General features: G+C 38.1%; 23 protein-coding genes. 21 read left to right on the top strand and 2 right to left on the bottom strand.

The annotated features are described in order from the left end of the window. Positions 1–2 precede the first annotated feature (2 nt). The 13 genes from MKZ30_RS07720 to MKZ30_RS07660 all read left to right on the top strand — a co-directional run bounded on the left by MKZ30_RS07720 (position 3) and on the right by MKZ30_RS07660 (position 16239). Positions 3–833: a manganese catalase gene (locus MKZ30_RS07720; protein ID WP_033601048.1), complete on the top strand. Its 831-nt coding sequence runs from the start codon at positions 3–5 to the stop codon at positions 831–833. 279 nt (positions 834–1112) lie between these two features. Then, the gene (locus MKZ30_RS07715) at positions 1113–1844 is read left to right on the top strand and encodes a GntR family transcriptional regulator (RefSeq protein ID WP_010777698.1); all 732 of its coding nucleotides are present in this window, start codon (positions 1113–1115) and stop codon (positions 1842–1844) included. Positions 1845–1855: 11 nt separating this feature from the next. Next, positions 1856–3028 carry an AgaS family sugar isomerase gene (locus MKZ30_RS07710; RefSeq protein ID WP_033600631.1) on the top strand — a complete coding sequence of 391 codons (1173 nt, stop codon included), beginning with the start codon at positions 1856–1858 and terminating at the stop codon, positions 3026–3028. Positions 3029–3050: 22 nt separating this feature from the next. Further along, positions 3051–4046, top strand: a complete 996-nt coding sequence (lacD, locus tag MKZ30_RS07705) for a tagatose-bisphosphate aldolase (protein WP_002357245.1) — start codon at positions 3051–3053, stop codon at positions 4044–4046. Between the two features lie 15 nt (positions 4047–4061). After that, positions 4062–5003, top strand: coding sequence for a hexose kinase (locus MKZ30_RS07700; RefSeq protein ID WP_080279952.1), 942 nt, complete (start codon positions 4062–4064; stop codon positions 5001–5003). Between the two features lie 62 nt (positions 5004–5065). Next, entirely contained in the window at positions 5066–6850 is a 1785-nt protein-coding gene (locus tag MKZ30_RS07695) for a glycoside hydrolase family 35 protein (protein WP_033600633.1), read from the top strand. Further along, complete coding sequence (locus MKZ30_RS07690; protein WP_002408868.1) at positions 6847–7326, top strand: PTS sugar transporter subunit IIB; 480 nt, start codon at positions 6847–6849, stop codon at positions 7324–7326. The genes MKZ30_RS07695 and MKZ30_RS07690 overlap by 4 nt, the downstream gene beginning before the upstream one ends. A 13-nt stretch (positions 7327–7339) precedes the next feature. Then, positions 7340–8239, top strand: a complete 900-nt coding sequence (locus MKZ30_RS07685) for a PTS mannose/fructose/sorbose/N-acetylgalactosamine transporter subunit IIC (RefSeq protein WP_002357253.1) — start codon at positions 7340–7342, stop codon at positions 8237–8239. Then, a complete protein-coding gene (locus MKZ30_RS07680) occupies positions 8226–9035 on the top strand; it encodes a PTS system mannose/fructose/sorbose family transporter subunit IID (RefSeq protein ID WP_002357254.1) in 810 nt (269 codons plus the stop codon). Before MKZ30_RS07685 ends, MKZ30_RS07680 begins: the two co-directional genes overlap by 14 nt. Positions 9036–9054: 19 nt before the next feature. Next, positions 9055–9462 (top strand): PTS sugar transporter subunit IIA, encoded by a 408-nt coding sequence (locus MKZ30_RS07675; protein ID WP_002361967.1) that lies wholly within the window; start codon positions 9055–9057, stop codon positions 9460–9462. A 150-nt stretch (positions 9463–9612) separates the two neighbouring features. Beyond that, positions 9613–13587 (top strand): endo-alpha-N-acetylgalactosaminidase family protein, encoded by a 3975-nt coding sequence (locus MKZ30_RS07670; protein WP_033600634.1) that lies wholly within the window; start codon positions 9613–9615, stop codon positions 13585–13587. Positions 13588–14319: 732 nt separating this feature from the next. Beyond that, positions 14320–15474 carry an AI-2E family transporter gene (locus tag MKZ30_RS07665; protein WP_002386882.1) on the top strand — a complete coding sequence of 385 codons (1155 nt, stop codon included), beginning with the start codon at positions 14320–14322 and terminating at the stop codon, positions 15472–15474. A 120-nt stretch (positions 15475–15594) separates the two neighbouring features. Next, a complete protein-coding gene (locus MKZ30_RS07660; protein ID WP_033601021.1) occupies positions 15595–16239 on the top strand; it encodes a DUF998 domain-containing protein in 645 nt (214 codons plus the stop codon). Positions 16240–16285: 46 nt separating this feature from the next. On the opposite strand, the gene MKZ30_RS07655 is transcribed toward MKZ30_RS07660, so the two are convergent. Further along, positions 16286–16855, bottom strand: coding sequence for a hypothetical protein (locus MKZ30_RS07655; protein WP_010821671.1), 570 nt, complete (start codon positions 16853–16855; stop codon positions 16286–16288). 221 nt (positions 16856–17076) lie between these two features. On the opposite strand from MKZ30_RS07655, the gene MKZ30_RS07650 reads away from it, so the two are divergent. From MKZ30_RS07650 to MKZ30_RS07635, 4 genes are all read left to right on the top strand, one after another. Beyond that, positions 17077–17529: a DUF2188 domain-containing protein gene (locus tag MKZ30_RS07650; RefSeq protein ID WP_002408875.1), complete on the top strand. Its 453-nt coding sequence runs from the start codon at positions 17077–17079 to the stop codon at positions 17527–17529. A 190-nt stretch (positions 17530–17719) separates the two neighbouring features. After that, positions 17720–18739: a branched-chain amino acid aminotransferase gene (locus MKZ30_RS07645; protein WP_002408876.1), complete on the top strand. Its 1020-nt coding sequence runs from the start codon at positions 17720–17722 to the stop codon at positions 18737–18739. A gap of 133 nt (positions 18740–18872) precedes the next feature. Continuing rightward, complete coding sequence (locus tag MKZ30_RS07640; protein ID WP_002357264.1) at positions 18873–19193, top strand: cupin domain-containing protein; 321 nt, start codon at positions 18873–18875, stop codon at positions 19191–19193. Between the two features lie 63 nt (positions 19194–19256). Continuing rightward, positions 19257–20897, top strand: a complete 1641-nt coding sequence (locus tag MKZ30_RS07635; protein WP_249958750.1) for a peptide ABC transporter substrate-binding protein — start codon at positions 19257–19259, stop codon at positions 20895–20897. 97 nt (positions 20898–20994) lie between these two features. Here the strand turns inward: MKZ30_RS07635 and MKZ30_RS07630 are convergent, their stop codons facing one another. Continuing rightward, a complete protein-coding gene (locus tag MKZ30_RS07630) occupies positions 20995–21870 on the bottom strand; it encodes an NAD(P)H-hydrate dehydratase (RefSeq protein ID WP_033601019.1) in 876 nt (291 codons plus the stop codon). Between the two features lie 149 nt (positions 21871–22019). Here MKZ30_RS07630 and MKZ30_RS07625 point away from each other — a divergent pair, with 149 nt between their 5' ends. The 4 genes from MKZ30_RS07625 to purC all read left to right on the top strand — a co-directional run bounded on the left by MKZ30_RS07625 (position 22020) and on the right by purC (position 25530). Then, complete coding sequence (locus tag MKZ30_RS07625; RefSeq protein ID WP_002366818.1) at positions 22020–22886, top strand: SPFH domain-containing protein; 867 nt, start codon at positions 22020–22022, stop codon at positions 22884–22886. 173 nt (positions 22887–23059) lie between these two features. Continuing rightward, positions 23060–23548: a 5-(carboxyamino)imidazole ribonucleotide mutase gene (gene purE / locus MKZ30_RS07620; protein WP_033601017.1), complete on the top strand. Its 489-nt coding sequence runs from the start codon at positions 23060–23062 to the stop codon at positions 23546–23548. Further along, a complete protein-coding gene (gene purK, locus MKZ30_RS07615) occupies positions 23541–24665 on the top strand; it encodes a 5-(carboxyamino)imidazole ribonucleotide synthase (RefSeq protein ID WP_033601016.1) in 1125 nt (374 codons plus the stop codon). The genes purE and purK overlap by 8 nt, the downstream gene beginning before the upstream one ends. 151 nt (positions 24666–24816) lie before the next feature. Then, a complete protein-coding gene (purC, locus tag MKZ30_RS07610) occupies positions 24817–25530 on the top strand; it encodes a phosphoribosylaminoimidazolesuccinocarboxamide synthase (protein WP_002408881.1) in 714 nt (237 codons plus the stop codon). The last annotated feature ends 12 nt before the right edge of the window (positions 25531–25542 follow it).

Raw genomic sequence — 25542 nt, 5'->3', positions numbered from 1 at the left:
TCATGTTTAGACACCAAAAAGAATTACAGTTTGAGGCGAAACCAGACAAACCAAATCCGTTAATTGCAAAGTATCTTCAAGAATTAATTGGTGGACAGTACGGTGAAATGAGTGTAGCAATGCAGTATTTATTCCAAGGATGGAGTTGTCGCGGAGAAGAAAAGTATAAAGATATGTTAATGGATATCGCTACTGAAGAGTTGGGCCACGTTGAAATGCTTGCGACAATGGTCGCTCGTCTACTTGAAGGAGCACCAGTGGAAGATCAAGAAGAAGCAATGAAAAAAGATCCAACAATTGGGGCAATTATTTCTGGGATGAATCCCCAGCATGCGATTGTTGCTGGTTTAGGGCCACGTCCCGTAGATAGTGTTGGAAATCCTTGGAGTGGTGGGTACATTATTGCTAGTGGAAATATGTTAGCTGATTTTCGTGCTAATTTAAATGCAGAATCACAAGGACGCTTACAAGTTGCTCGAATTTACGAAATGATTGATGACCGTGGAGTGAAAGATTTACTTTCTGTCCTTTTAGCTAGAGATAGCTATCATCAAAATTTATGGGCAAGCGCAGTGAAGGAACTGGAAACAAAAGAGGGCTCTATCTTAGTTCCAAGCACTTTTCCTAGAGAAGAAGAACGTTTGGATATTGCCTATGATTTCTATAACTTTTCTGAAGGAGATGCAAGCAGTCAAGGCTCATGGGCTAGTGGTAAAGCATTAGATGGAGAAGGAGAATATCAATGGTTAAAAGAACCAAAAATTGAAGGGAAAGCTCCTAACTTAAAGCCTGTTACACCTAAAATGTATGGTACACCGAAGTTAAAAAAATAAAGAATATCTATCTGTATATGAAAAATGAGCAAAAAAAGATTCTCTTTTAGAGGATCTTTTTTTATTAACTGGTATCATATTTAAGGATGGTTTTTTATAAAAAAATGATTTATTTAGTAAAAAAATATTACAATAAAGAAAAATAAAAAAATGTAAACGTTATCATTTCAAGGTTATAGCGGTATGAAGATATTTATTAATACTTTTTATTGACAAAATAAAAAAAACCACCGTACTATTGGTTTGTGGTTATAACCAGTTAAGGTAAAGGAGAAAGTTATGGAAAATGCCTTTAAAAACAAAGCTTTGTATCATCAACTTGTCGATTTGCTGCAGGAACGAATCGAAACATGCATGATTCCTCATGACAAGTTGCCCTCTGAACGTGAATTGACTGCACAATATGGAGTGAGTCGGACGACGGTCCGGTTAGCGCTACAAGAACTAGAAAATAGAGGTTCCATCTATCGTCGTCATGGCAAAGGAACATTTGTTTCAGATATAAAAAAAGAGGCCGCTGATTTAGCTGGCGCATATAGTTTTACAGAACAAATGAAAGGGCTGGGTCGAAAACCACATACCCGTATATTATCTTTCGAAAAAATAGAAGCGGATAAATTTATTTGTCAGCATTTGAATCTGTCGTTAGGAGAGGCAGTTTTTAAATTAAGTCGGTTGCGGATTGCTGATAACGAGCCATTAATGGTTGAAGACACATACTTGCCTGTGAAATTTTTCTTATCACTTACGGATCAATTACTACGTAGCAAGCCATTATATGATCTATTTTCGGAAGATTTTAAGCAAACCATTCGTTTAGCTGATGAAGAATTATACGCTAGTATTGCGTCAAAAGAAGATGCCAAATTATTGATGATTCCAGAAGGAGCGCCAGTCCTTCATTTAGCACGCCAGACATATAACATGAAAAATGAAATTATTGAATTTACGTTGAGTGTGGCGCGAGCAGATCAATTTCATTATCAGATACGCCATATTCGGAATAGTTAGGAGAGTTAAGTATGTTTACAGCAGAAAAAGAAGAACTAGAACAACTAGGAGCGGAAATCACAACACGTGAAATTCGTCAGCAACCTGAGCTTTGGCAAGAAACCGTGACACTTTATCATGAAAATCAAACAGCTTTGGAAAACTTTTTAAAAGAAGTCCAAGCCAAAGCGCAAGGAAAACGCACAAGAGTAATTTTTACAGGAGCAGGGACTTCGCAATATGTCGGTGATACGGTTGTACCTTATCTCCGAGCACACAGCGACACACAAGCCTTTTCATTCGAAAGTATTGGAACAACGGATATTGTGGCCAAACCAGAAGATTATCTGATTAAAGACGAACCAACATTGCTAGTTTCGTTTGCAAGAAGTGGAAATAGTCCTGAAAGTTTAGCGGCAGTTGAAGTAGCTAATCAAGTGGTTGAAACAATTCATCATTTAGCGATTACTTGTGCCGAAGAAGGACAACTGGCACAAATAAGCCAAAAAGAAGAAAACAGCTTTTTATTCTTAATGCCAGCACGTTCCAATGATGGTGGTTTTGCGATGACTGGTAGCTTTTCTTGCATGACCTTGGGTACATTACTACTCTTTGATCAAACAGCCTTTGAGCAAAAACAAGATTATGTAACCGCTCTAATTAAATTAGGTGAAGAAGTGCTATCCCGTGAAGAAGAATTAAATGAAATTGTTAACCTTGATTTTGAACGAATTGTTTATGTTGGTTCTGGAAGTTTAGCTGGTTTGACAAGAGAAGCGCAATTAAAAATCTTAGAACTAACAGCCGGCAAAGTTGCCACAATTTTTGACTCTTCTATGGGCTTCCGTCATGGACCAAAATCATTTATTAATGAAAAAACAATAATGTTTGGTTTTGTTAATAATACACCATACACAAGAGATTATGACTTGGATATCTTAGAAGAAGTTCACGGTGACGAAATTGCGGCGGGTGTTTTTGCGATTGCTCAACCCGGCAAACGTAATTTCTCAGGTTCAACTATTGAATATTCCGCAGAAACTGCTCTATTACCTGATGGCTATTTAGCATTAGCAGATATTATGGTAGCCCAAACAGTCGCACTTTTAACATCTATTAAAGTTGGAAATAAACCGGATACCCCTTCACCGACAGGTACAGTGAATCGTGTGGTTAAAGGCGTAACGATTTATGACTATAAATAATACAACATTTGGAGGAGGAACTATGCTTACGTTAACAGCTGGAAAAAAAGCGGCAATGGATCGTTTGTCAACCCAAGAAGGAATCATTAGCGCATTAGCCATTGATCAACGAGGTGCCTTGAAAAAAATGATCAAAGCGCTAGATGTAGAGCCAACTGATGCACAAATTGAAACGTTTAAAGAATTAGTCTCGAAAGAATTGACACCTTATGCGTCCGCTATTTTATTGGATCCAGAATATGGATTGCCTGCTGCAAAAGCACGCGATACCGAGGCTGGATTGTTACTCGCTTATGAAAAAACGGGCTATGATGCAACAACTCCGGGACGATTGCCTGATTTACTAGCAGATTGGTCTGTTTTACGCTTGAAAGAAGAAGGCGCAGATGCGATTAAATTTTTACTCTACTATGATGTGGATGAGGATCCAGAAATCAATCATCAAAAACATGTATTTATTGAACGCTTAGGGAGTGAATGTGCAGAAGAAGACCTACCATTTTACTTAGAATTAGTTTCTTACGATGCACAAATAGCAGATGCAACTTCGTTAGAATATGCAAAAGTTAAACCGCATAAAGTGAATGAAATGATGAAAGAATTTTCTAAACCCCAATATAAAGTAGATGTATTGAAAGTGGAAGTTCCAGTTAATATGAATTTTGTAGAAGGTTTTGCGCCAGCTGAAACAGCGTATACAAAAGAGGAAGCGGCGAATTATTTCTTAGAACAAAGTCAAGCCACTGATTTACCATTTATCTTTTTAAGTGCCGGTGTCTCAACAGAACTATTCCAAGAAACACTACGTTTCGCTAAAGAAGCTGGTTCAACATTTAATGGTGTTTTATGTGGCCGTGCTACGTGGAAAAATGGCGTGAAACCTTTCGTTGAAGCAGGAGAAACTGCGGCTTGTGATTGGTTAAAAACAGAAGGCCGAGAAAACATTGAAAGTTTAAATGAAGTCATCGCGGCAACCGCCAGCTCTTGGCATGCAAAAGTTCAAGTAAACGAAGGGTAATTGGGAGGCATAGCTGTGATAGTAACAGTAACAATGAATCCGTCAATTGATATCTCCTACCTATTAGATCATCTAAAGCTTGATACCGTTAATCGGACCAGTCAGGTGACCAAAACCCCTGGTGGCAAAGGATTAAATGTCACTCGTGTCATTCATGATTTAGGTGGAGATGTTATCGCTACCGGCGTTCTTGGTGGTTTTCATGGGGCGTTTATTGCAAACGAGTTAAAGAAAGCAAACATCCCCCAAGCATTTACGTCAATCAAAGAAGAAACGCGTGATTCGATTGCGATTTTGCACGAAGGGAATCAAACTGAAATTTTAGAAGCTGGACCGACTGTTTCACCAGAAGAAATCAGTAACTTCCTTGAAAATTTCGATCAATTAATTAAGCAAGCAGAAATTGTCACAATTTCTGGCAGTTTAGCGAAAGGATTACCATCAAATTTTTATCAAGAATTAGTTCAAAAAGCTCACGCACAAGAGGTTAAAGTGCTACTAGATACTTCTGGTGATAGTTTAAGGCAAGTTCTTCAAGGACCATGGAAACCGTATTTAATTAAACCTAATTTAGAGGAACTAGAAGGATTGCTAGAGCAAGATTTTTCAGAAAATCCATTAGCAGCTGTACAAACAGCTTTAACAAAACCAATGTTTGCTGGAATTGAATGGATTGTCGTATCTTTAGGAAAAGATGGTGCAATTGCCAAACATCACGATCAGTTCTATCGTGTAAAAATTCCAACGATTCAAGCTAAAAATCCTGTTGGTTCAGGAGATGCAACCATTGCTGGTCTTGCATATGGACTAGCCAAGGATGCCCCAGCTGCCGAACTGCTAAAATGGGGCATGGCGGCTGGAATGGCTAATGCCCAAGAAAGAATGACTGGGCATGTAGACGTAGAGAACGTGAACAAACATCTTATGAACATCCAAGTAGTCGAAATTGCTAAATAAAGAGCTTTCTTTATTTAGCAATTATCCAGGAATTGAAAGCGTTTACTAGAAAGGGTGGCAATGTGGACAGATTTGAAATTAAAGAGGAGTTTCTTTTAAATGATCAACCATTTAAAATTTTATCAGGCGCCATTCATTATTTTCGTGTAGATCCCTCAGATTGGCATCATTCACTTTATAACTTGAAAGCTTTAGGCTTCAATACAGTTGAGACATATGTGCCATGGAATTTACATGAACCGCAAAAAGGAACATTTCATTTTGAGGGAATATTAGATTTGGAGCGCTTTTTAAAATTAGCACAAGAACTTGGACTATATGCGATTGTGCGGCCGTCTCCTTATATTTGTGCAGAATGGGAGTTTGGCGGTTTTCCAGCCTGGCTATTAAATGAACCAGGACGAATGCGTTCGAATAATCCAACCTATCTGAAGCATGTCGCGGAATATTATGATGTTTTAATGGAAAAAATTGTTCCGCATCAACTTGCTAACGGTGGCAATATTTTAATGATTCAAATCGAAAACGAATATGGTTCATTTGGCGAAGAAAAAGCGTATTTACGGGCGATTCGCGATTTGATGATTGCACGTGGCGTGACAGCACCATTTTTTACTTCTGACGGGCCATGGCGCGCAACATTGCGGGCAGGTAGCATGATTGAAGATGATATTTTAGTAACCGGAAATTTTGGCTCAAAAGCCAAAGAAAATTTCGGTATGATGCAAGCCTTTTTTGAAGAACATGGTAAAAAATGGCCGCTAATGTGTATGGAATTTTGGGATGGCTGGTTTAACCGTTGGAAAGAGCCAATTATTAAACGAGATCCGCAAGAATTGGCTGAATCAGTTAGAGAAGCATTAGCATTAGGCAGTATCAACTTATATATGTTTCATGGCGGCACCAATTTTGGGTTTATGAATGGCTGCTCCGCACGAGGAACCATTGATTTACCACAAATCACTTCCTATGATTATGATGCGCCACTTGATGAACAAGGGAACCCAACCGAAAAGTATTTTGCGTTACAAAAAATGCTTCACGAAGAGTATCCTGCGTTACCACAAGCTGAGCCATTAGTAAAAGATTCTTTTGCGCAAACAGCAATTCCTTTAACCAACAAAGTGAGTTTGTTTGCGACCTTAGAAACGATTAGTCAGCCAGTAATCAGCGTTTATCCGCAAACCATGGAACAATTAGGACAAAATACAGGCTATCTTCTTTACCGAACAAGCATTGAAAAAGATGCTGCAGAAGAAAAGCTAAGAGTGATTGACGGTCGTGATCGTCTGCAATTATTTGTCAATCAGATACATCAAGCAACGCAATATCAAACGGAAATCGGCGAAGATATTTACGTTATACTGTCGCAAGAGAATAATCAAATCGATGTTTTAATGGAAAATATGGGTCGTGTCAATTACGGGCACAAATTATTTGCAGATACTCAGAAAAAAGGGATTCGAACGGGTGTCATGGCAGATTTACATTTTATGACGCAATGGCAACAATATTGTTTACCTATGACAAGCTGTGAACAGGTAGACTATTCAAGAGAATGGCAACCGGATCAACCAAGCTTTTACCAGTATCATCTGGAGTTAGCAGAAGTGAAAGATACATTTATTGATGTTTCTAAATTCGGCAAAGGAATTGTTTTTGTTAACCAAACCAATCTTGGTCGTTTCTGGAATGTTGGTCCGACGCTTTCCTTATATATTCCCAAAGGATTATTAAAAGAAGGGCAAAATGAGATCGTCATTTTTGAAACGGAAGGAACGTACCAACCAGAAATTCAGTTAGTAAAAGAACCACTATATAAAGAAATGAAAGAGGGATTACAATGAGTATTATTGGCGTAAGAATTGATGGACGTTTGATTCATGGACAAGTAGCAAATTTATGGGCGACAAAATTGAATATTTCCAGAATTATGGTCGTTGATGATGAGGTTGCAGGGAATGCCATTGAAAAAAGTGGTTTGAAATTAGCAACACCAGCTGGCGTGAAACTAAGCGTGTTACCAATTGAAAAAGCTGCTCAAAATATTTTAGCAGGAAAATACGACTCACAACGTTTATTAATTGTGGTACGGAAACCAGATCGTTTATTAAAACTAGTAGAACTTGGGGTGCCGATTAAAGAAATCAATGTTGGGAACATGTCTCAAACAAACGAAACACGGTCGATTACTAAGTCAATCAATGTGGTCGATCAAGATATTGAGGTTTTTAAAGAGTTAAATGCTAAAGGTGTCCATCTGATTGCTCAAATGGTGCCAAGTGACAAAGCGGAAGACTTTATGAGTTTGATAACAAAATAGGAGGGAACAAAAAATGAATATCTTATGGTGGCAGATCTTATTATTAACATTATACGCAGGATACCAAATTTTAGATGAATTACAAATTTATTCTTCATTAAGTGCGCCAGTGTTTGCAGGTCTTTTTGCAGGATTAGTGATGGGGGATATTAAAGCAGGACTTATTATTGGTGGAAGCATGCAATTAACTGTATTAGGAGTTGGGACTTTCGGGGGTGCCTCCAAAATTGATGCTAACTCAGGTACGATTCTTGCCACAGCATTTTCTGTGTCTTTAGGAATGAACCCTGAACAAGCAATCGCTGCTATTGCAGTACCAGTTGCTAGTTTAATGATTCAATTAGACATTTTGGCTCGTTTTGCGAATACCTACTTTGCACATCGGATTGATAAAATGGTCGAAGATATGAACTACAAAGGAATTGAACGTAACTTCTTAATGGGTGCCTTACCTTGGTCTCTTTCTCGAATGATTCCAGTCTTCTTAGCACTTGCTTTTGGTGGTGGTTTAGTACAAAAAGTTGTATCTGTCCTAAATGGCGATTTGAAATGGTTAGGTGATGGCTTGTCTGTTGCTGGGGCGGTCTTACCAGCGGTCGGTTTTGCAATTTTACTACGTTACTTACCAGTGAAAAAACATTTCCCTTATTTAATTCTTGGTTTCACTGTAACTGCTTTACTAGGAACAATCTTTACAAACATGCAACTTTTAGGAACATCTGTTGCGAGCGTTGTGAAAGACTTCAGTGGTGTATTTAACGCACTACCAATGTTAGCAGTCGCTTTAATTGGTTTCGCTTTAGCCGCAATTAGCTACAAAAATGGTCAAATGATTCCGAGTGGGCCAGCAGCAAAAAAAGAACATGCAGCGAATGATTCAGACGAAGGAGAGATTGAAGATGACGAAATCTAATTATAAATTGACGAAAGAAGATTTTAAACAAATTAATCGCAGAAGCTTGTTTACTTTCCAATTAGGTTGGAACTACGAAAGAATGCAAGGATCAGGTTACTTGTATACGATTTTGCCACAATTGCGTAAAATTTATGGGGATGATACGCCTGAATTAAAAGAAGTGATGAAAACACACACGCAATTTTTCAATACTTCAAACTTCTTTAATACGATTATTACAGGGATCGATTTGGCCATTGAAGAAAAAGAAGGCATTGCTGGAAAACAAACAGTTTCAGGTTTGAAAACTGGTTTAATGGGACCGTTTGCAGCAATTGGGGATTCAATTTTCGCAGCTTTAATTCCAACTATTTTTGGGGCGCTAGCTGCCAACATGGCGATTAATGGTAACCCAACTGGTATCTTTATCTGGATTGTTGCTCAAATTGCCGTGATGGTCTTCCGTTGGAAACAATTGGAATTTGCGTATCGCGAAGGAATTTCTTTGGTAACAACTATGCAACACCGCTTAACTGCCTTAACAGATGCTGCAACTTTACTAGGGGTCTTCATGGTTGGCGCTTTAGTGGCAACAATGGTTAATGTCAAACTATCATGGGCACCAAGTATTGGGGATGTAACACTTAACATGCAAAATAACTTGGATATGATTTTACCACGTCTACTTCCTGCAGGAATTGTCGGTGGCGTTTATTGGATGCTAGGTAAAAAGAATATGACGTCTACTAAAGCCATTTTTATCGTATTAATTGTCTGTGTCGCATTGTCTGCGTTAGGTGTTATTTCAAAATAAGTAAGACAGGAGAAAATCGATGAGTGAACATTTAGTTTTAGTAAGTCATGGCCGTTTTTGCGAGGAATTGAAAAAAAGTGCGGAGATGATTATGGGACCGCAAGAAACAATTTCCACTGTTGCTTTATTACCAGAAGAAGGTGAAGCTGACTTTTTAGAAAAATTTGAAGCGATTACGGAATCGTTAGAAGATTTTGTTGTCTTTGCTGATCTATTAGGGGGGACACCTTGTAATATTTTATCTAAAAAAATTATGCAAGGTGCTTCGTTTGACTTATATACTGGGATGAATTTACCGATGGTTATCAGCTATGTAAATGCAAGTTTATTAGCGATTGAAGGTGACTATGTTAAGGAATCAGCAGAAAGTATTGTGAAAGTCAACGAATTGCTGCTAAATGTTGCAGTAGATGACGAGGATGAATAATTCTGACTTGTTGTCGTAAGTAATCAAAGTTTTTAAGAGAATGATTTAGAGATGGACGTTCCAAAAATAAAAGAATTTATTTTTGGAACGCCCCTTTAATTGCTAATAATGAAAGCGTGTTCAAAAAATGTTAGGGGGCTGATTTATCAGATGAAACATGGAAAAATAAAACGATTTAGTACATTGACACTATTGGCAAGCGCAACGATTTTAGTACCATTAAGTACGTCTGCAGAAGAAACAACAAACAGCAGCACTGAAACAAGCTCATCAATGGTGGAACCTGCCGCAACCGAAGAAAAATTGTGGCAATCTGATTTTCCAGGAGGGAAAATTGGTGAGTGGCAAGATGTGATTGGTAAAACAAATCGAGAATTAGCAGGAGAGTCATTGGCGATTTCACGAGATGCAGCAGCAGGTAATAATGCCGTATCTTTAAATTTAGATTCCCCTAAATTAGCTGATGGTGAAGTAGAAACAAAGTTTAAATACACTGCTGGAAGCGGTCGAACGGGTGTGATTATACGTGGTAATACCAAAGATAGCTGGGTTTTTGTAGGCTATAACGCGAATGGCAAATGGTTAGTTGAAAGCCCTAATTCGTGGAATGATTCGATTTCTGGGCCAACGTTAAATGAAGATACGAATTATTTGTTGAAAGTACGTTATGTTGGTGAAAAAATTACTATCTGGCTTAACACCACGTTGATTTACGAAGGAGAACCTGTTTTGTCCAACGGAGACAAAATTCCAACAGAAGCCGGACATGTGGGTGTCCGTTTGTGGTACGACAAAAAAATTGTCAATTATGACTATTTTAAAAATGGCCCCGTAGATAGCATTCCAGAAATTGTGCCAGAAGTGACACAAATTGCGCCAGTCAAAGTTTTTACAAAAATTGGTGTCGCACCAAAATTACCGAAACAAGTAAAAGTGACCTATAATACTGGTAAAGAAGCCAATGAAGCAGTCCGTTGGGATGAAATCGATCCTGATGCATACAAAGAACCAGGGACTTTTGAAGTCGACGGTACTTTGGAAAATACAAATATCAAAGCAAAAGCCAGCGTTGTTGTTGCTAAAGACAATGAAGCTGAAAAAGGCGACAAAATCTCTTCTGCAGATTTAACAGCCGTGGTTGATCCACAATTTCCACGAATTATTCGCTACGAAGAACCTCAGAGTAATCAAGTGATTTTTAATGGCCAACACGAGAAAATTGACCAAGTAATGATTGATGGCAAAGCATATAAAGCAACTGCTGAAAAACAGAAGAGTGAAGCAAATCAAGCCGTTTATAACGTAGCTGTCCCAGAAATTGGTCTGCGTTTCACAACGACATTGACTGTTTCAGAAGGCCAAGAATTAGCTATGAAACTCTCAGATATTCGTGAAGAAGGAACCAAAATACACACAATTTCAATTCCAAATCAAGGCTTGATTTCTGTCAATAGTACAGATGAAGGGGCGACTTTTGCTGGCGTTGTGATGAATACTGGGACAAATGCAAATAACGGAAATAAAAATGGTGATACTATCCAAGATTTAACTACAACTAGTCAAGAAGAAACGAAAAAATATATGTACGGTTTCTTAAATACAGCAAATTATGCTGCAAGTTTTTGGACGAACGCCTATGGAGACGGCTCTGTCGATGGTAGTGACAACAATCGAATCCATAAACAAACAAAAGAAGCGGCGACTGGTTTTGTAACAACCTTGTCAAGTGGGGCATGGACCTATCGACCATTTGATGCACCGGAAGATTACACAACTGGGGAAACGCCAGAAGTGAAAGTTAAATTCTCAAAAGATAGCAATGACGACAAGCGGGTGGATTGGCAAGATGCGGCAATTGGGTTCCGTTCAATTATGAATAACCCAATGGGCGCGGAAAAAGTCCCTGAATTAGTCAACCAACGGATTCCTTTTAACTTTGCTAGTCAGGCGACAAACCCATTCTTAGTAACGTTAGACGAATCAAAACGCATTTACAATTTAACAGATGGATTAGGACAAATGAATTTACTAAAAGGGTATCAAAATGAAGGACATGATTCTGCGCATCCAGATTACGGTGCTATTGGTCAGCGACCTGGCGGGGAACAAGCGTTGAATCAATTAATTGATGAAGGCCATAAATTAAATGCCGTTTTCGGTGTGCATATTAATGACACCGAGTCTTACCCAGAAGCAAAAAGATTTAATGAGGAATTAGTTGATCCAACGAAGCGTGGCTGGGATTGGTTAGATCCGTCTTATTTTATTAAACAAAGACCCGATGCATTGAGTGGTCGTCGCTATGAGCGCTTTAAAGAATTAAAACAAAAAGCACCGAATCTAGATTATATTTATGTTGATGTTTGGGGCAACCAAGGCGAATCAGGTTGGGCAAGTCGTCAACTAAGTAAAGAAATTAATTCACTCGGTTGGTTTACAACCAATGAATTTCCGAATGCTTTAGAGTATGACTCGGTTTGGAACCATTGGTCTGCAGAAAAAGATTACGGCGGTACAACAACGAAAGGCTTTAACAGTACAATCGTTCGTTTTATTCGGAATCACCAAAAAGACACTTGGATTATTTCCGACAACCCTTTGTTAGGTGGAGCTGAATTTGAAGCCTATGAAGGTTGGGTGGGTAAAACCAATTTTAATACCTATCGCCAAAAAACTTTTGCCATTAATGTCCCAACTAAGTTCTTACAACATTACCAAATTACGAACTGGGAAACTACAACAGCAGAAGATGGTCAAATCTATGGCACGATTAAATTAGCGAACGGTGCTGAAAAAGTGACCGTTACTCAAGCAGATGCTAATTCGCCAAGAAGCATTACGTTAAATGAGACAGAAGTTCTAAAAGGTGATGCGTATCTACTGCCTTGGAATGTCAATGGTCAAGACAAACTATATCACTGGAATCCAAAAGGCGGTACCAGCACTTGGTCATTGGATAAGAAAATGCAAGGAAAAACGAATTTACATTTATATGAATTAACAGATCAAGGGCGTATTGACAAAGGCGCAATTGCCACTACAAATAACCAAGTGACCATCCAAGCCGAGGCTAATACACCGTATGTCATTGCTGAACCTGACAGTATTGAACCGATGACATTTGGAACAGGAACACCATTTAAAGATCCTGGATTTAATGAAGCCAATACCTTGAAAAATAACTGGAAAGTTTTCCGAGGTGATGGAGAGGTTAAAAAAGATGCTAACGGTGATTATGTCTTTAGTTCAGAAAAAGAAAGAACCGAAATCAAACAAGACATCAATCTTCCTAAACCAGGAAAATATAGTTTGTATCTAAACACAGAAACACATGATCGCAAAGCCACAGTAACTGTTAAAATTGGTGGTAAAAAATATACGCGGACAGTGAATAATTCGGTTGCCCAAAACTACATTCAGGCAGATATTAACCATACAAGCAGGAAAAATCCGCAGTATATGCAAAATATGCGAATTGATTTTGAAATCCCAGATAATGCCAAAAAAGGCTCGGTGACGTTAGCGGTTGATAAAGGCAATTCCGTTACAAAATTTGATGATTTACGAATTGTTGAGCGTCAAACGGATATCATGAACCCAGACAAACAAACAGTTATTAAGCAAGATTTTGAAGACACACAAGCAGTTGGGTTATATCCGTTTGTTAAAGGCTCAGCTGGTGGTGTAGAAGATCCACGGATTCATTTATCAGAAAGAAATGAACCTTACACACAATATGGTTGGAATGGAAACCTTGTTTCAGATGTATTAGAAGGCAACTGGTCCTTGAAAGCCCATAAACAAGGAGCAGGATTGATGCTTCAAACAATTCCGCAAAATATTAAATTTGAACCGAACAAGAAATATACGGTCCAATTTGATTATCAAACTGATGGTGAAAATGTCTTTACTGCTGGGACCATTAATGGGGAGTTGAAAAATAACAATGACTTTAAGCCAGTCGGTGAGTTGACTTCGACAGCAGCAGATGGTCAAACCAAGCATTATGAAGCAGAAATAATTGGGGATGCTTCAGGAAACACTACGTTTGGTATTTTTACAACAGGTGCCGATAAAGATTTCATTATGGATAACTTTACGGTCACAGTGGAATCGAAAAAATAAATTTAGTCTATCTAGAAGAGGTCGGGACAGAAGTGTTTAACTCCGAGAACCAAGTAGGTACTGTTTAACATCTATTTGCTTTGCAAATAGTGTTTCTCAGCAATAAGAAGGAATTTCCGGAAATTGTTCTATAATTTTTGGAGACCAAGTCCTTCAATTCTTAGTGATTTATCACTTAGAGATTGATGAGATCGGAGCTCTGCGAAGTAGGTATTGTTCATCATCGAATCACTACGTTCTTCGTGATTCTCAACAATTTCAGTTTATTGTTTTCTCGCCAAAGGCTCGTCACAGTTTTATCCTTGTAAGTTCCGAAGGACCTTCACCAAGTAGGTACGATGATTTCATCTGTTCATGCTTCACAGTGAAACATCGCAACTCTTAGAGCTTTAGCTCTTTTGAAGGCTGTACTGTGACGAGACGCATGTCGAGAAAACACCTTAGAAGTTGTTGAGATCGGAGCAACGCGTAGTGTTGCTTCTGTTCCCGCCGTTTATCAGTTTTTGAGCGTGAAGCAAAAATCCAAAGTGATTTTTGTCCCACGCTCTACTTCTTTTATGAAAAGAAGCAAGGTCTAGTGCCTCATTTTTATACTGCAGAATAAACAGACACATTTTTTAAAGTGTCAGGCTTCTTTGTGTATTTCATCAAGAACGAATGGACAAACTTGCCTTTTGCCACAAATCGTTTACAATTACAATGATAGGCATAATTTATTTAGAGGTGAAGTGATTGAAGAAATACAATGTTGATTGGAATTACTGGGTTGTCCGCTTTTTATTTGTAATGGCGCTGATTGTTGGCTATTTATTAATCACGAATTATCAGCACTTTGTCCATAGTGTTTCGGGTTTGTTGGGCATCTTATCCCCATTCATTACTGGGTTCGTGATTGCTTATTTATTGAGTGGAAGTCAGAAAAAAATCGAGGGATTACTAGAAAGAGTTCCTTTACCAGTCGTTAAAAAAGCGAAACACGGCTTGAGTGTACTCCTTTTGTACCTGATTATTTTGTTTATTTTTGTCTTGACATTAAACTATATCGTTCCGCTACTCATTAGTAATTTAGTAGATTTAGCAAACTCTTTACCCACTTTTTATGATCACATGGTTCAGTTTGTGATGAGTTTAGAAGATAAAGGGATTTTAAAAACAGCCGCGATTGAAAAATATTTAAATAGTGTCCTTAAAGATTTGTCGCCGGAACGTTTTTTAAATCAATGGACACAAGCGTTGTTTTCATTAGGAACGTTGACTAAAAATGTTTCTTCATTCTTTTTAAATGCATTTTTGACGTTGATTATCTCAATCTATGCGCTGGTATTTAAGCAATCTATTTTGACATTTGTTGAAAAGGCCGCCCACAAATTGCTGTCTGAAAAAGTGTACAAGCAAACACAAACTTGGTTAAATACAACGAATAAAATTTTCTATAAATTTATCAGTTGCCAATTTCTTGATGCTTGTATTATTGGCGTTTCATCAACGATTTTGTTAAGTATTTTGAATGTGAAATTTGCTGTGACTTTGGGGATTTTATTAGGTATTTGTAATATGATTCCTTATTTTGGTTCGATTTTTGCGTCAATTGTTGCTGGTGTGATTACGCTTTTCACAGGTGGTGTTACTCAAGCCATTACGGTGTTACTAGTTTTATTAATTTTACAACAAATTGACGGCAATATTATTGGTCCTCGAATTATGGGAGATGCCCTAAATGTCAATCCGATTTTAATTATTGTTTCAATTACGATTGGGGGAGCGTACTTCGGCGTCTTAGGGATGTTTTTAGCAGTTCCTGTTGCTGCAATCATTAAAATTATTGTCTCGGAGTGGCTAAATGAATCAAAAGAAAATGATAAGATTGTAGATTCTATTGAATCCTAAAGTAAAACTTTTCGTCTAGCGTTGACGAAAAGTTTTTTAGTGGGAAAGAAAGTTTCATTATTTGGAATTTTTGATATGCTATACTTGAAGTAAATAGAAAATCAAAATTGAGGTGAATAAATGCAGCTTTTAAAAAAATATGGCGGCTATTTTTTAGTTTTAGGGGTCTTACTTGATTTTTTTACACCTTATTATGTCGGATTCAAAGATCAAGGTTACAATCAATTGACAGAAGTAATTAGCTTATTAGGTGATGTGAATAGTCCAGTTAGGGAAAACTTTAATCGGTTAACTATCATTGCGGGAATGTTGATGTTAGCAAGTTTACCTAGGATATATGCTATTTTTTCCAGAAAAACGAAAAAAGGTGCTTGGTTAGTAGTGGCAATGATTGGCGCTTATGGTTTATTTGATTGTATTTTCAGTGGGCTCTTCAGCGTAGACACTTCAAGCGCTGGCACAGTTGCTGCCGCGCTTCATAACGGAGGATCAGCAGTCGGTTATACAGGCTTTTTGTTGTTATCAGGCGTCTTAACCATTATCTATAGTAAATACGGTTCGCAAAAAAATAAAAACCTTTTTGGCTTTTTGTTTATTTTATGTATGCTTGCAGCCGGCTTATATGGCTTAGCAAGGATTCCACACCTACAACAGGTAAAACCATTTAATTATTTAGGCTTATGGCAAAGAGTGAGTTCATTTTGTAATTATCTACCAATGCTGGCACTGTGTTTACAAACTAAAACCAATGACAAATTTGATTGAACATTTGTCATTGGTTTTTTACTAGTTAAAATTGTCTGGTAATAACTTAATTATTGGCTACGGTGACTTCACCAGTAACAGTGGCACCATCTTTTTCTAAGTCAGCAGAATCTTTGTATTCTTGTTTATCAAAAGTAATATTGCCATTAACTTTGGTACCATTTAAAGTAAAGCCATTTGCTTTCACCTCAATATCACCTTTGACAGTCCCGTGAACGATGTTGAAATTTTCAGAAGAAACGATTAGCTTAGGAACCATGATTTCATATTCAGCAGTTACTTTTTTATTATCATCTTGAGAATAAAGCGCTAATTTACGATAGACATCGTTGGAATCTTTCCCCTTATCATGGAAAGTACCAGCAACTGTTACCTCTTTATCAAAAGTGACATTGTCAGTAGCTGCGACAATCCAATTTCCTTTATCACTTAACGCCATTTCGAGTTCTTCAGGCTTGGCACTAATTGAAGCACCAGAGACTACTTCTGTACTTGAATTAGCTGTTTCTTTGCTACTAGAACTACTATCTGTTTTTTTATCAGATGAACAAGCACTAAGCAGCACAAGAGCAGCAGTTGCCGTCAAAACAGTGGTGAGTACTTTAGACATTTTCATGAAAATCCCTCCAAAAAAATTTATTTATTTCTTCCTTTATCATAACTGATTCAAAGGGAAATGAGTAATCATACACTCAAAGATTGAGAAGTTTGGCCAACGGGAAATTAGGCTTATTCTCTCAAGAAGGTTCAGGAAATATTCAAAGTAATCATTTCTTTTTCAAATGTTCCTTTTCTGTAGTAAGCTAGTAATAGACAGAATTTAAGGAGGAGATTTTGATGCCTTGGAATATGAATGATTATCCTACATCAATGAAAAATTTAGCACCTTTGATTCGGAAAAAAGCGATAGATATTGGCAATGCGTTGCTTGCGGATGGCTACCCTGATGATCGTGCCATTCCAATTGCGATTAGTCAAGCGGAGAAATGGTATCAAGAGGCAAGTGCAGCAGACAAAAAGGCCTTCGAACATGAAGCAAATCCTACGAAACGAGATTTGCATAAACAGGATAAACATGCTGGAAAATTATTAACGGCGGCTGTCAACGTTAAATATAAAGACGACCAATGGTTGGTGATTTCAGACAGCGCTGAAAAAGCAAGCAATACATTTACCCACAAACAAGAGGCGGTTGAACGAGCTCAAGAAATTGCTCGGAATAAACAAACAAAGCTGAAAATCTATAAGCAAGATGGTACGTTACAAGAAACCAAAGAGTATACTGAATAATTTTTCGAAACCTTGATATTCCGTTGCAATTGAAGAAACGGCTATCAAGGTTTTTTGGCGAGGGAGAAATGGACAAGTAAGAAAAAATAACAAAAGTTAAGAATGAGAATAAGGCTTGCTTTTCTAGTTTTTGGTGGGTACAATTACACTAATTAAGATAAAAAATCAAAATAATTGAGGTGCTACGACAATGGAAAAAGCCAATCTTGATTGGAATAATTTAGGATTTTCTTACATTAAAACGCCCTTTCGTTATATTAGTTATTGGCGAGATGGCAAGTGGGAAGAAGGCACGCTAACAGATAACAATCAGTTAACGATTAGTGAAGGTTCGCCTGCTCTACATTATGGCCAACAATGTTTTGAAGGATTAAAAGCGTATCAATGTGCAGATGGTTCTGTCAATTTGTTTCGTCCAGATGAAAATGCCAAACGGTTACAAAAAAGTTGTGCGCGTCTACTGATGCCACAAGTACCAGTAGAAACCTTTGTTTCTGCATGCCAAGAAGTGGTGAAAGCCAACCTTGCTTATTTACCGCCGTATGGAACGGGCGGTACGTTGTATCTTCGCCCTTATATGATTGGTGTCGGCGATAATATTGGTGTAGCACCTGCCAAAGAATACATTTTTTCTATTTTTTGTGTGCCAGTTGGTTCGTATTTTAAAAATGGTTTAGCACCAACCAACTTTATCGTTTCTGAATATGATCGAGCGGCGGGCCGAGGAACTGGGGCCGCTAAAGTGGGGGGCAATTATGCAGCTAGTCTTTTACCAGGTGCAGAAGCACATGAGAAAGAATTTAGTGATTGCATTTATTTAGATCCGTATACGCATACGAAAATTGAAGAAGTTGGTGCAGCTAATTTCTTTGGCATAACCAAAGATGGTACTTTTATTACGCCGAAATCAGCGTCTATTTTACCAAGTATTACTAAATATTCATTATTGATGCTAGCAAAAGAACGTTTAGGGATGACGGCGCTTGAAGGAGACGTTTACATTGATCGATTAGCGGACTTCTCCGAAGCGGGTGCTTGTGGCACGGCGGCGATTATTTCTCCTATCGGTGGGATTCAAAATGGCACAGATTTCCATGTATTTTATAGTGAAACAGAAGTTGGACCAGTGACCAAACAACTATATGATGAATTGGTTGGCATACAGTTTGGTGACAAAGAAGCGCCAGAAGGCTGGATAGTAAAAGTTTAAAGAGATAAAAAAGAGAGAATTCACGTTCTCTTTTTTTGTGTAGAATATTCAGAATTTTCTATAAAAAGATTGACTTTAATACTATTTAAAGGAATAATGGAAGATACAAGATTTAAAAAAGGAGGGAAAGCTATTGCTTATTAAATCAGCAGAATCAGAAGAAATGACGATTTTTTTTGATAAAGAAAACCAACCAAATGCACAAGTTCAAATGGGCATTATTACATTACAGCCTGGTGAAAAACGGCCTTTAGCTGGATATGCTCGCCATGAACAAGATGAATATTCTTATGTGATTTCTGGCGAAGCACATACGATTTTAGAAGATGGTCAAGACTTAGTTGGAAAAGCTGGACAAGCCCAATTAATTGAAGCTGGTGAGGGGCACATTAATTATAATGATGGGTTGGAGCCGGCGGTCGTTGTCTGGATGCTTGTGGAAAGAACAGAATAAAATGGGAAGCTGTCTTTCTGTAAGTAAGAGTATAAAAAAATGAAGAGTTATAGGAGAAAGAAGATGAAAAAGTATTTAAAAATCACAATGGTTTGTATTTTATTGGTAGGATTTTTAGCTGGGTGTACCAATAAAAATGAAAATAAAAAGAAACAGAAAAATACCAAAGAAGCCGTTCAACTGATGTCACCCTCGGAATTAACAACGCTCAACACCTCTGTATTATTGGATTTTCCAGATGCTATTGTCCAAACTGCAGCGTTTGAAGGGTTATATAGTTTAGATGAACAAGACCAATTGGTACCAGCTGTAGCAAAAGCATTGCCGACGATTTCAGAAGATGGAAAAACCTACACGATTTCTTTGAGAAAAGAAGCGGTTTGGAGTAACGATGATCCTGTCACGGCACATGATTTTGAATATGCTTGGAAAAAAATGATTGATCCTAAAAACGGCTTTGTTTATAGCTTCCTCATCGTTGAAACAATTGAAAATGGGGCAGAAATCTCAGCGGGGAAATTAGCTCCCAATGAACTTGGTGTCACAGCTGTGGATGATTATACATTAAAGGTGACGCTCAAAGAGCCAAAACCGTACTTTACGTCCTTATTAGCTTTTCCTACATTTTTCCCGCAAAATCAAAAAGTAGTCGAACAATTTGGTGCGGACTATGGAACTGCTAGTGATAAAGTCGTCTATAATGGCCCGTTCGTGGTAAAAGATTGGCAGCAAACAAAGATGGACCGGCAACTAGCAAAAAATAATCGCTATTGGGATCGCCAGAACGTGCGCTCAGACATTATCAATTATACGGTTATCAAAGAAACATCTACTGCATTGAATCTTTTTGAAGATGGACAATTAGATGTGGCTACACTAAGTGGTGAACTGGCGCAACAGAATAAAAATAATACGTTGTATCATTCGTACCCAACAGCAACAATGAACTATTTGCGCTTAAATCAAAAACGGAAAGGGCAAGCAACGCCGCTTGCAAACGAAAACTTGCGTAAAGCGTTGGCTTTAGGCATAGATAAAGAAAATCTAGTCAATAATATTATTGCAGATGGTTCTAAAGCTTTACATGGTGCGATTACGGAAGGTTTTGTGGCGAATCCCACAACGGGCCTCGATTTTCGTCAAGAAGCAGGTAATTTAATGGTTTATAACAAAGAAAAAGCGCAAAGTTATTGGAAAAAAGCACAAGCAGAATTAGGAGAAAAGGTTAACGTTGAATTGATGGTAACAGATGATGGTTCTTACAAAAAAATTGGTGAAAGTTTGCAAGGCTCGCTACAAGAACTGTTTCCTGGTTTGACAATAGAGCTAACCGTATTGCCAACGGAAGCTGCATTGAACTTTGGGCGAGAAAGCGACTATGATTTATTCTTAATTTACTGGACACCAGACTATCAAGATCCTATTTCTACCCTGATGACTTTATACAAGGGCAATGATCGCAATTATCAGAACCCTGTCTATGACAAATTATTAGATGAAGCAACCACAACCTATGCCTTAGAGCCAGAAAAAAGATGGGGGAAACTGATTGCAGCTGAAAAAGAAGTGATTGAAACGACTGCTGGTATGATTCCACTTAGCCAAAATGAACAAACAGTCCTGCAAAATGATAAAGTCAAAGGCTTGAATTTTCATACCTTTGGCGCTCCATTAACGTTAAAAAATGTTTATAAGGAAAAATAAAAAGAGAGCCTGGGCTGAAAATCGCTTTTGATTTTCGGCCCAGGCTTAAATCCTGCTTTTTAACCCAAAATTTGTCACCATTTATCCTTTTTGGGTTTTATCTCGAACGCTTCTGTTCTAATAGTTCAGAATCAGGTGCAGTGTGTGACTGTGCATATTTTTTCATATATGTCGGTAAGGCTTGACTAATCTTCGTTGGTAAAACAACATAGTCGGTTTTGGCCAAATCATCTCCAATGAGACTGTGTAAGTAAACGGCGCCAGCAATGGTTTCAATTGTCGGCTTAAACTGAGCCAAAAACCCAGCAATGATGCCAGCCAAGGTATCCCCAGTTCCGCCAGTAGCCATCCCAGGGTTGCCGCCTGTATTTTGAAAAGGTTCTCCTGCGTGGAAAATTGTGGTGCGATGACTTTTTAAAACAATCGTACTGCCTAATTTTGCTTGTTGGCGCTGGTTATTTGCCAGTGTTTGTTGCTCGATAGGTAAGTGACTCAAACGTTGCCATTCCATTTGATGAGGTGTGAAAACAACTTTTTCAGGATAGGTAAGGGAAAAATTGCCTTGGCTAAACAGGGTAATCGCTGAGCCATCGATAATTAACCATTGTTGTTTTTGATGTTGGGCGAGTACCATCTTTAATATTTGTTGTGCAGTAGCATCTAAGCCTAAACCTGAACCAATTAAAATAACCTCCGCTTGCTCTACGACGTCCGTCAGAAGGACTGTTTCTTCAAAGCCCACGACCATGGCTTCTGGGCATCTTGCATGTAAAGGCCCGTGATTTTTAACATCAGTAATCACAGTGGTGAGACCAGCGCCACTATTGATACACGCTTCGGTACTCATGATGATGGCTCCGCCATATTGACGGTTTCCTCCGATTAATACGACACGCCCAAAATTGCTTTTATAAGAGTCGGAAGGGCGTTGAGTGATGACTTCCTCTAAAATGTCCTTGCTTAAATAGCGCATTCTATCACTCCTTTTCTTGGGATTTCTTTGTTCTCAGTATACTACAAGAGCACTGAAAAAATCAGTTTATTTAATGTTAAAAGTTACTCTATTGAAGGCAATGAGGTGTATAATAAGGACCAGATAACTGAGTTAGGAGAGTGAAACAGATGGAAGAGAAAAAAACATTTTATATGAGTGGCTACGTAGGAATTGCGAGCTTATTAGTTATTTTAATTGCGGGAATTGGTTTATTTATTTATGGAGCGAGTCATACCAATGGTGTTCTTGTTGTTTTAGGTATTATTTTGTTAATTGGCGCTATTTTATTTTTAAGTTCCTTAACTATTGTTAGTCCTAACCAGGCGAAAGCGATTTTATTTTTTGGTCGCTACTTAGGTACGATTAAAGAAAATGGGTTGTTTATTACCATTCCATTTACGCAAAAAATGAACATTTCTTTGAAAGTACGAAATTTCAATAGTTCTCTATTAAAAGTCAATGACTCTGACGGGAATCCAATCGAAATCTCTGCGGTCATCGTTTTTCGGGTAGTCGATACAGCTAAGGCGTTATTTAATGTCGATTATTATCAAGACTTTGTGGAAATTCAAAGCGAAACGGCAATCCGGCATGTAGCAACACAATATCCTTATGACACTTTTTCAGATAATGATGTAACTCTGCGAGGAAATACCGAACAAATTTCCGAGGAGTTAACCAAAGAATTGCAAGAACGCTTAGCAGTGGCTGGTGTAGAGGTTATCGAAACACGGTTGAATCATTTAGCTTATGCAACTGAAATTGCTAGCTCCATGTTGCAAAGACAGCAAGCAAAAGCAATCTTAGCGGCTCGACAAACAATTGTTGAAGGTGCGGTAAGCATGACACAAATGGCCTTAGAACAGATCGAAGAAGGGCAAGAAATTAATTTTACCGACGAACGAAAAGTACAACTTATTAATAATTTACTAGTCTCAATCATTACTGATAAGGGCACACAACCAGTTATTAATACAGGCGACGTTTCTTCTTAAAGAGGAAACAACACTAAAAATATCAAAAAAAGAGTCATCGAAAGATGACTCTTTTTTTTGTTAAATACGAACATTATATAATTTTAATCTATAATATTTCGGTTTTTCTTTGACATCTCTTTTTCTCATTGTTAGAATAACAGTGAAAAAAGGCGGAAGGAGTTATTACATTCATGAAACCATTAGTCGCTGTGATTATGGGAAGTACCTCAGACTGGGCAACGATGAAAGCTGCTTGTCTTGTGTTGGAAGAGTTGGTAATTCCTTATGAAAAACGAGTGATATCAGCACATAGGACCCCTGATTTGATGTTTCGTTTTGCAGAGGAATCACGAACAAAAGGATTGAAGGTTATTATTGCTGGCGCTGGTGGAGCGGCCCATTTACCAGGGATGGTAGCTGCAAAGACAACCTTACCTGTCATTGGTGTTCCAGTTAAAACACGAACATTAAACGGTATTGATTCACTGTTGTCTATTGTGCAGATGCCAGGGGGAGTTCCTGTAGCAACAACTGCGATTGGCTCAGCAGGTGCTACCAATGCTGGGTTATTAGCTGCAGAAATACTAAGTATTGATGATTTACAGTTAGCAGAAAGAATCCAAGCAAGACGACAATCATTGGAAAAAGCGGTTATGGAAAGTGGGGAACAACTTGAATAAACCTTTAAAAGTCGGAGCAACTATTGGCATTATAGGTGGGGGACAGTTAGGGCGAATGCTAGTCATGAGTGGTAAAAAAATGGGTTTCCAAATGATTGTGTTGGACCCGACGCCTGATAGTCCAGCTGGTCAAGTAGCTGACCGGCAAATTGTGGCAGCCTTTAATCAGCCCTCTGCTTTAACTGAACTAGCAGAGTTATGCGATGTGATCACCTATGAATTTGAAAATATTGAAGTGGCCTCCCTAGAAAAGGCCATTCCACTAGAAAAGTTGCCACAAGGAACAGAATTGTTAAAAATTACTCAAAATCGATTGCTTGAAAAAACGTTTCTTCAATCGATTGGCTGTAAGATTGCCCCTTTTGCGGAAGTAAAAAGCCAGAAAGAGCTGCCACAAGCAATAGAAAAGATTGGTTTTCCATGTGTCTTAAAAACTATTCAAGGTGGATACGATGGAAAAGGACAAGTCGTCTTAAAATGCGAAGAGGATTTCTCCCAAGCGACTAAATTATTAGCTAACGCCACTTGTGAATTAGAAAAGTGGGTGCCTTTCACTAAAGAACTTTCAATCATCGTTGCAGGGAATAAGCATGGTTACCAAAGCTTTCCTGTATCTGAAAACATTCATCGAAAGAATATCTTGCATGAATCAATTGTGCCCGCTCGAATTTCTGAGAATGTGCAACAAAAAGCAGCGGAATTGGCGCAACACATTGCTGAGGAATTAAATTTATCTGGGGTTTTAGCTATCGAACTGTTTTTAACGGATTCAGAAGAGTTGTACGTCAATGAATTAGCGCCACGGCCTCATAACTCAGGTCATTACTCTATTGAAGCTTGCTCATTTAGTCAATTTGATGCGCATATTCGAGGGATTAGCAATTGGGGCATTGGGTTACCCCAGTTACTTCAACCAGTGGTTATGGTGAATCTCTTAGGCGAACACTTAGAAAAAAGCTACCAGTTATGCACGTCAAAACCCACTTGGCAAGTCCATTACTATGGGAAAGCCGAATCAAAAGTTGGCAGAAAAATGGGCCACGTCACCATTACAACACCTTGCTTATCAGAAACGTTAAAGGAAATTGAGACTGTTGGTATTTGGAACGTAACTTAATAAATGCTTGCTCCAAGCAAGTTTTTTATTTTTATATTCGAAAAAAACGAACGATTATTGTTTTTTTATAACTAATGTAAGTTTTTGTCTGATGTAAATCAGCTGACTTAGAAAGAATAGGGTTCATGAAGCTAACGAGAAGAGGGAAAGAATGGAAAAGAAAGCACTTGTGTATACAGGAAAAGCGAAGAAGTTGTATCAAACAGAAAATGCAGCGGTTCTTTTTGTGGAATATCTTGATCAAGCAACAGCTTTAAACGGTCAAAAAAAAGACAAAGTTCTTGGAAAAGGCGCTTTAAATAATCAAATCACTAGTCTAATTTTTGAACATTTACAGCAACAGAAGATTCCCAATCATTTTATCAAAAAAGTATCTGAACACGAACAATTAATTCAGGCCGTAGAAATGATTCCTTTGGAAGTTGTCGTACGTAATTATGCGGCAGGAAGTTTTTCAAAGCGTTTAGCGATTGAAGAGGGCACTAAATTAGTGACGCCCATTATTGAATTTTATTACAAAGAAGATCGTCTGGATGATCCTTTTATTAACGAAGACCATATTCAATTTCTAAAAGTAGCCACTCCTGCTGAAATTGTGGAGATCAAAACATTGGCTTTACAAATTAATCAGGCGCTTAGTCAACTCTTTCAACGCCTCAATATTTGTTTGATCGATTTTAAAATCGAGATTGGTCGGACGAAGGCCAATCAATTGTTACTGGCAGATGAAATTTCTCCAGACACCTGTCGTTTATGGGATTTAAACACAAACGAACATCTGGATAAAGATGTTTATCGCCGTGAATTAGGAGAAATAGTTCCTGTATATGAAGAAGTTTTACAACGTTTACTAACAGCTAATTGAGGAGGAAGCGCG

It is taken from the genome of Enterococcus sp. LX10 (genome assembly GCF_023539285.1).
GTDB classification, from domain to species: Bacteria; Bacillota; Bacilli; order Lactobacillales; family Enterococcaceae; genus Enterococcus; species Enterococcus faecalis.
The sequence above is the reverse complement of the archived record's forward strand: the minus strand, read 5'-3'. Positions and strand labels throughout refer to the sequence as shown.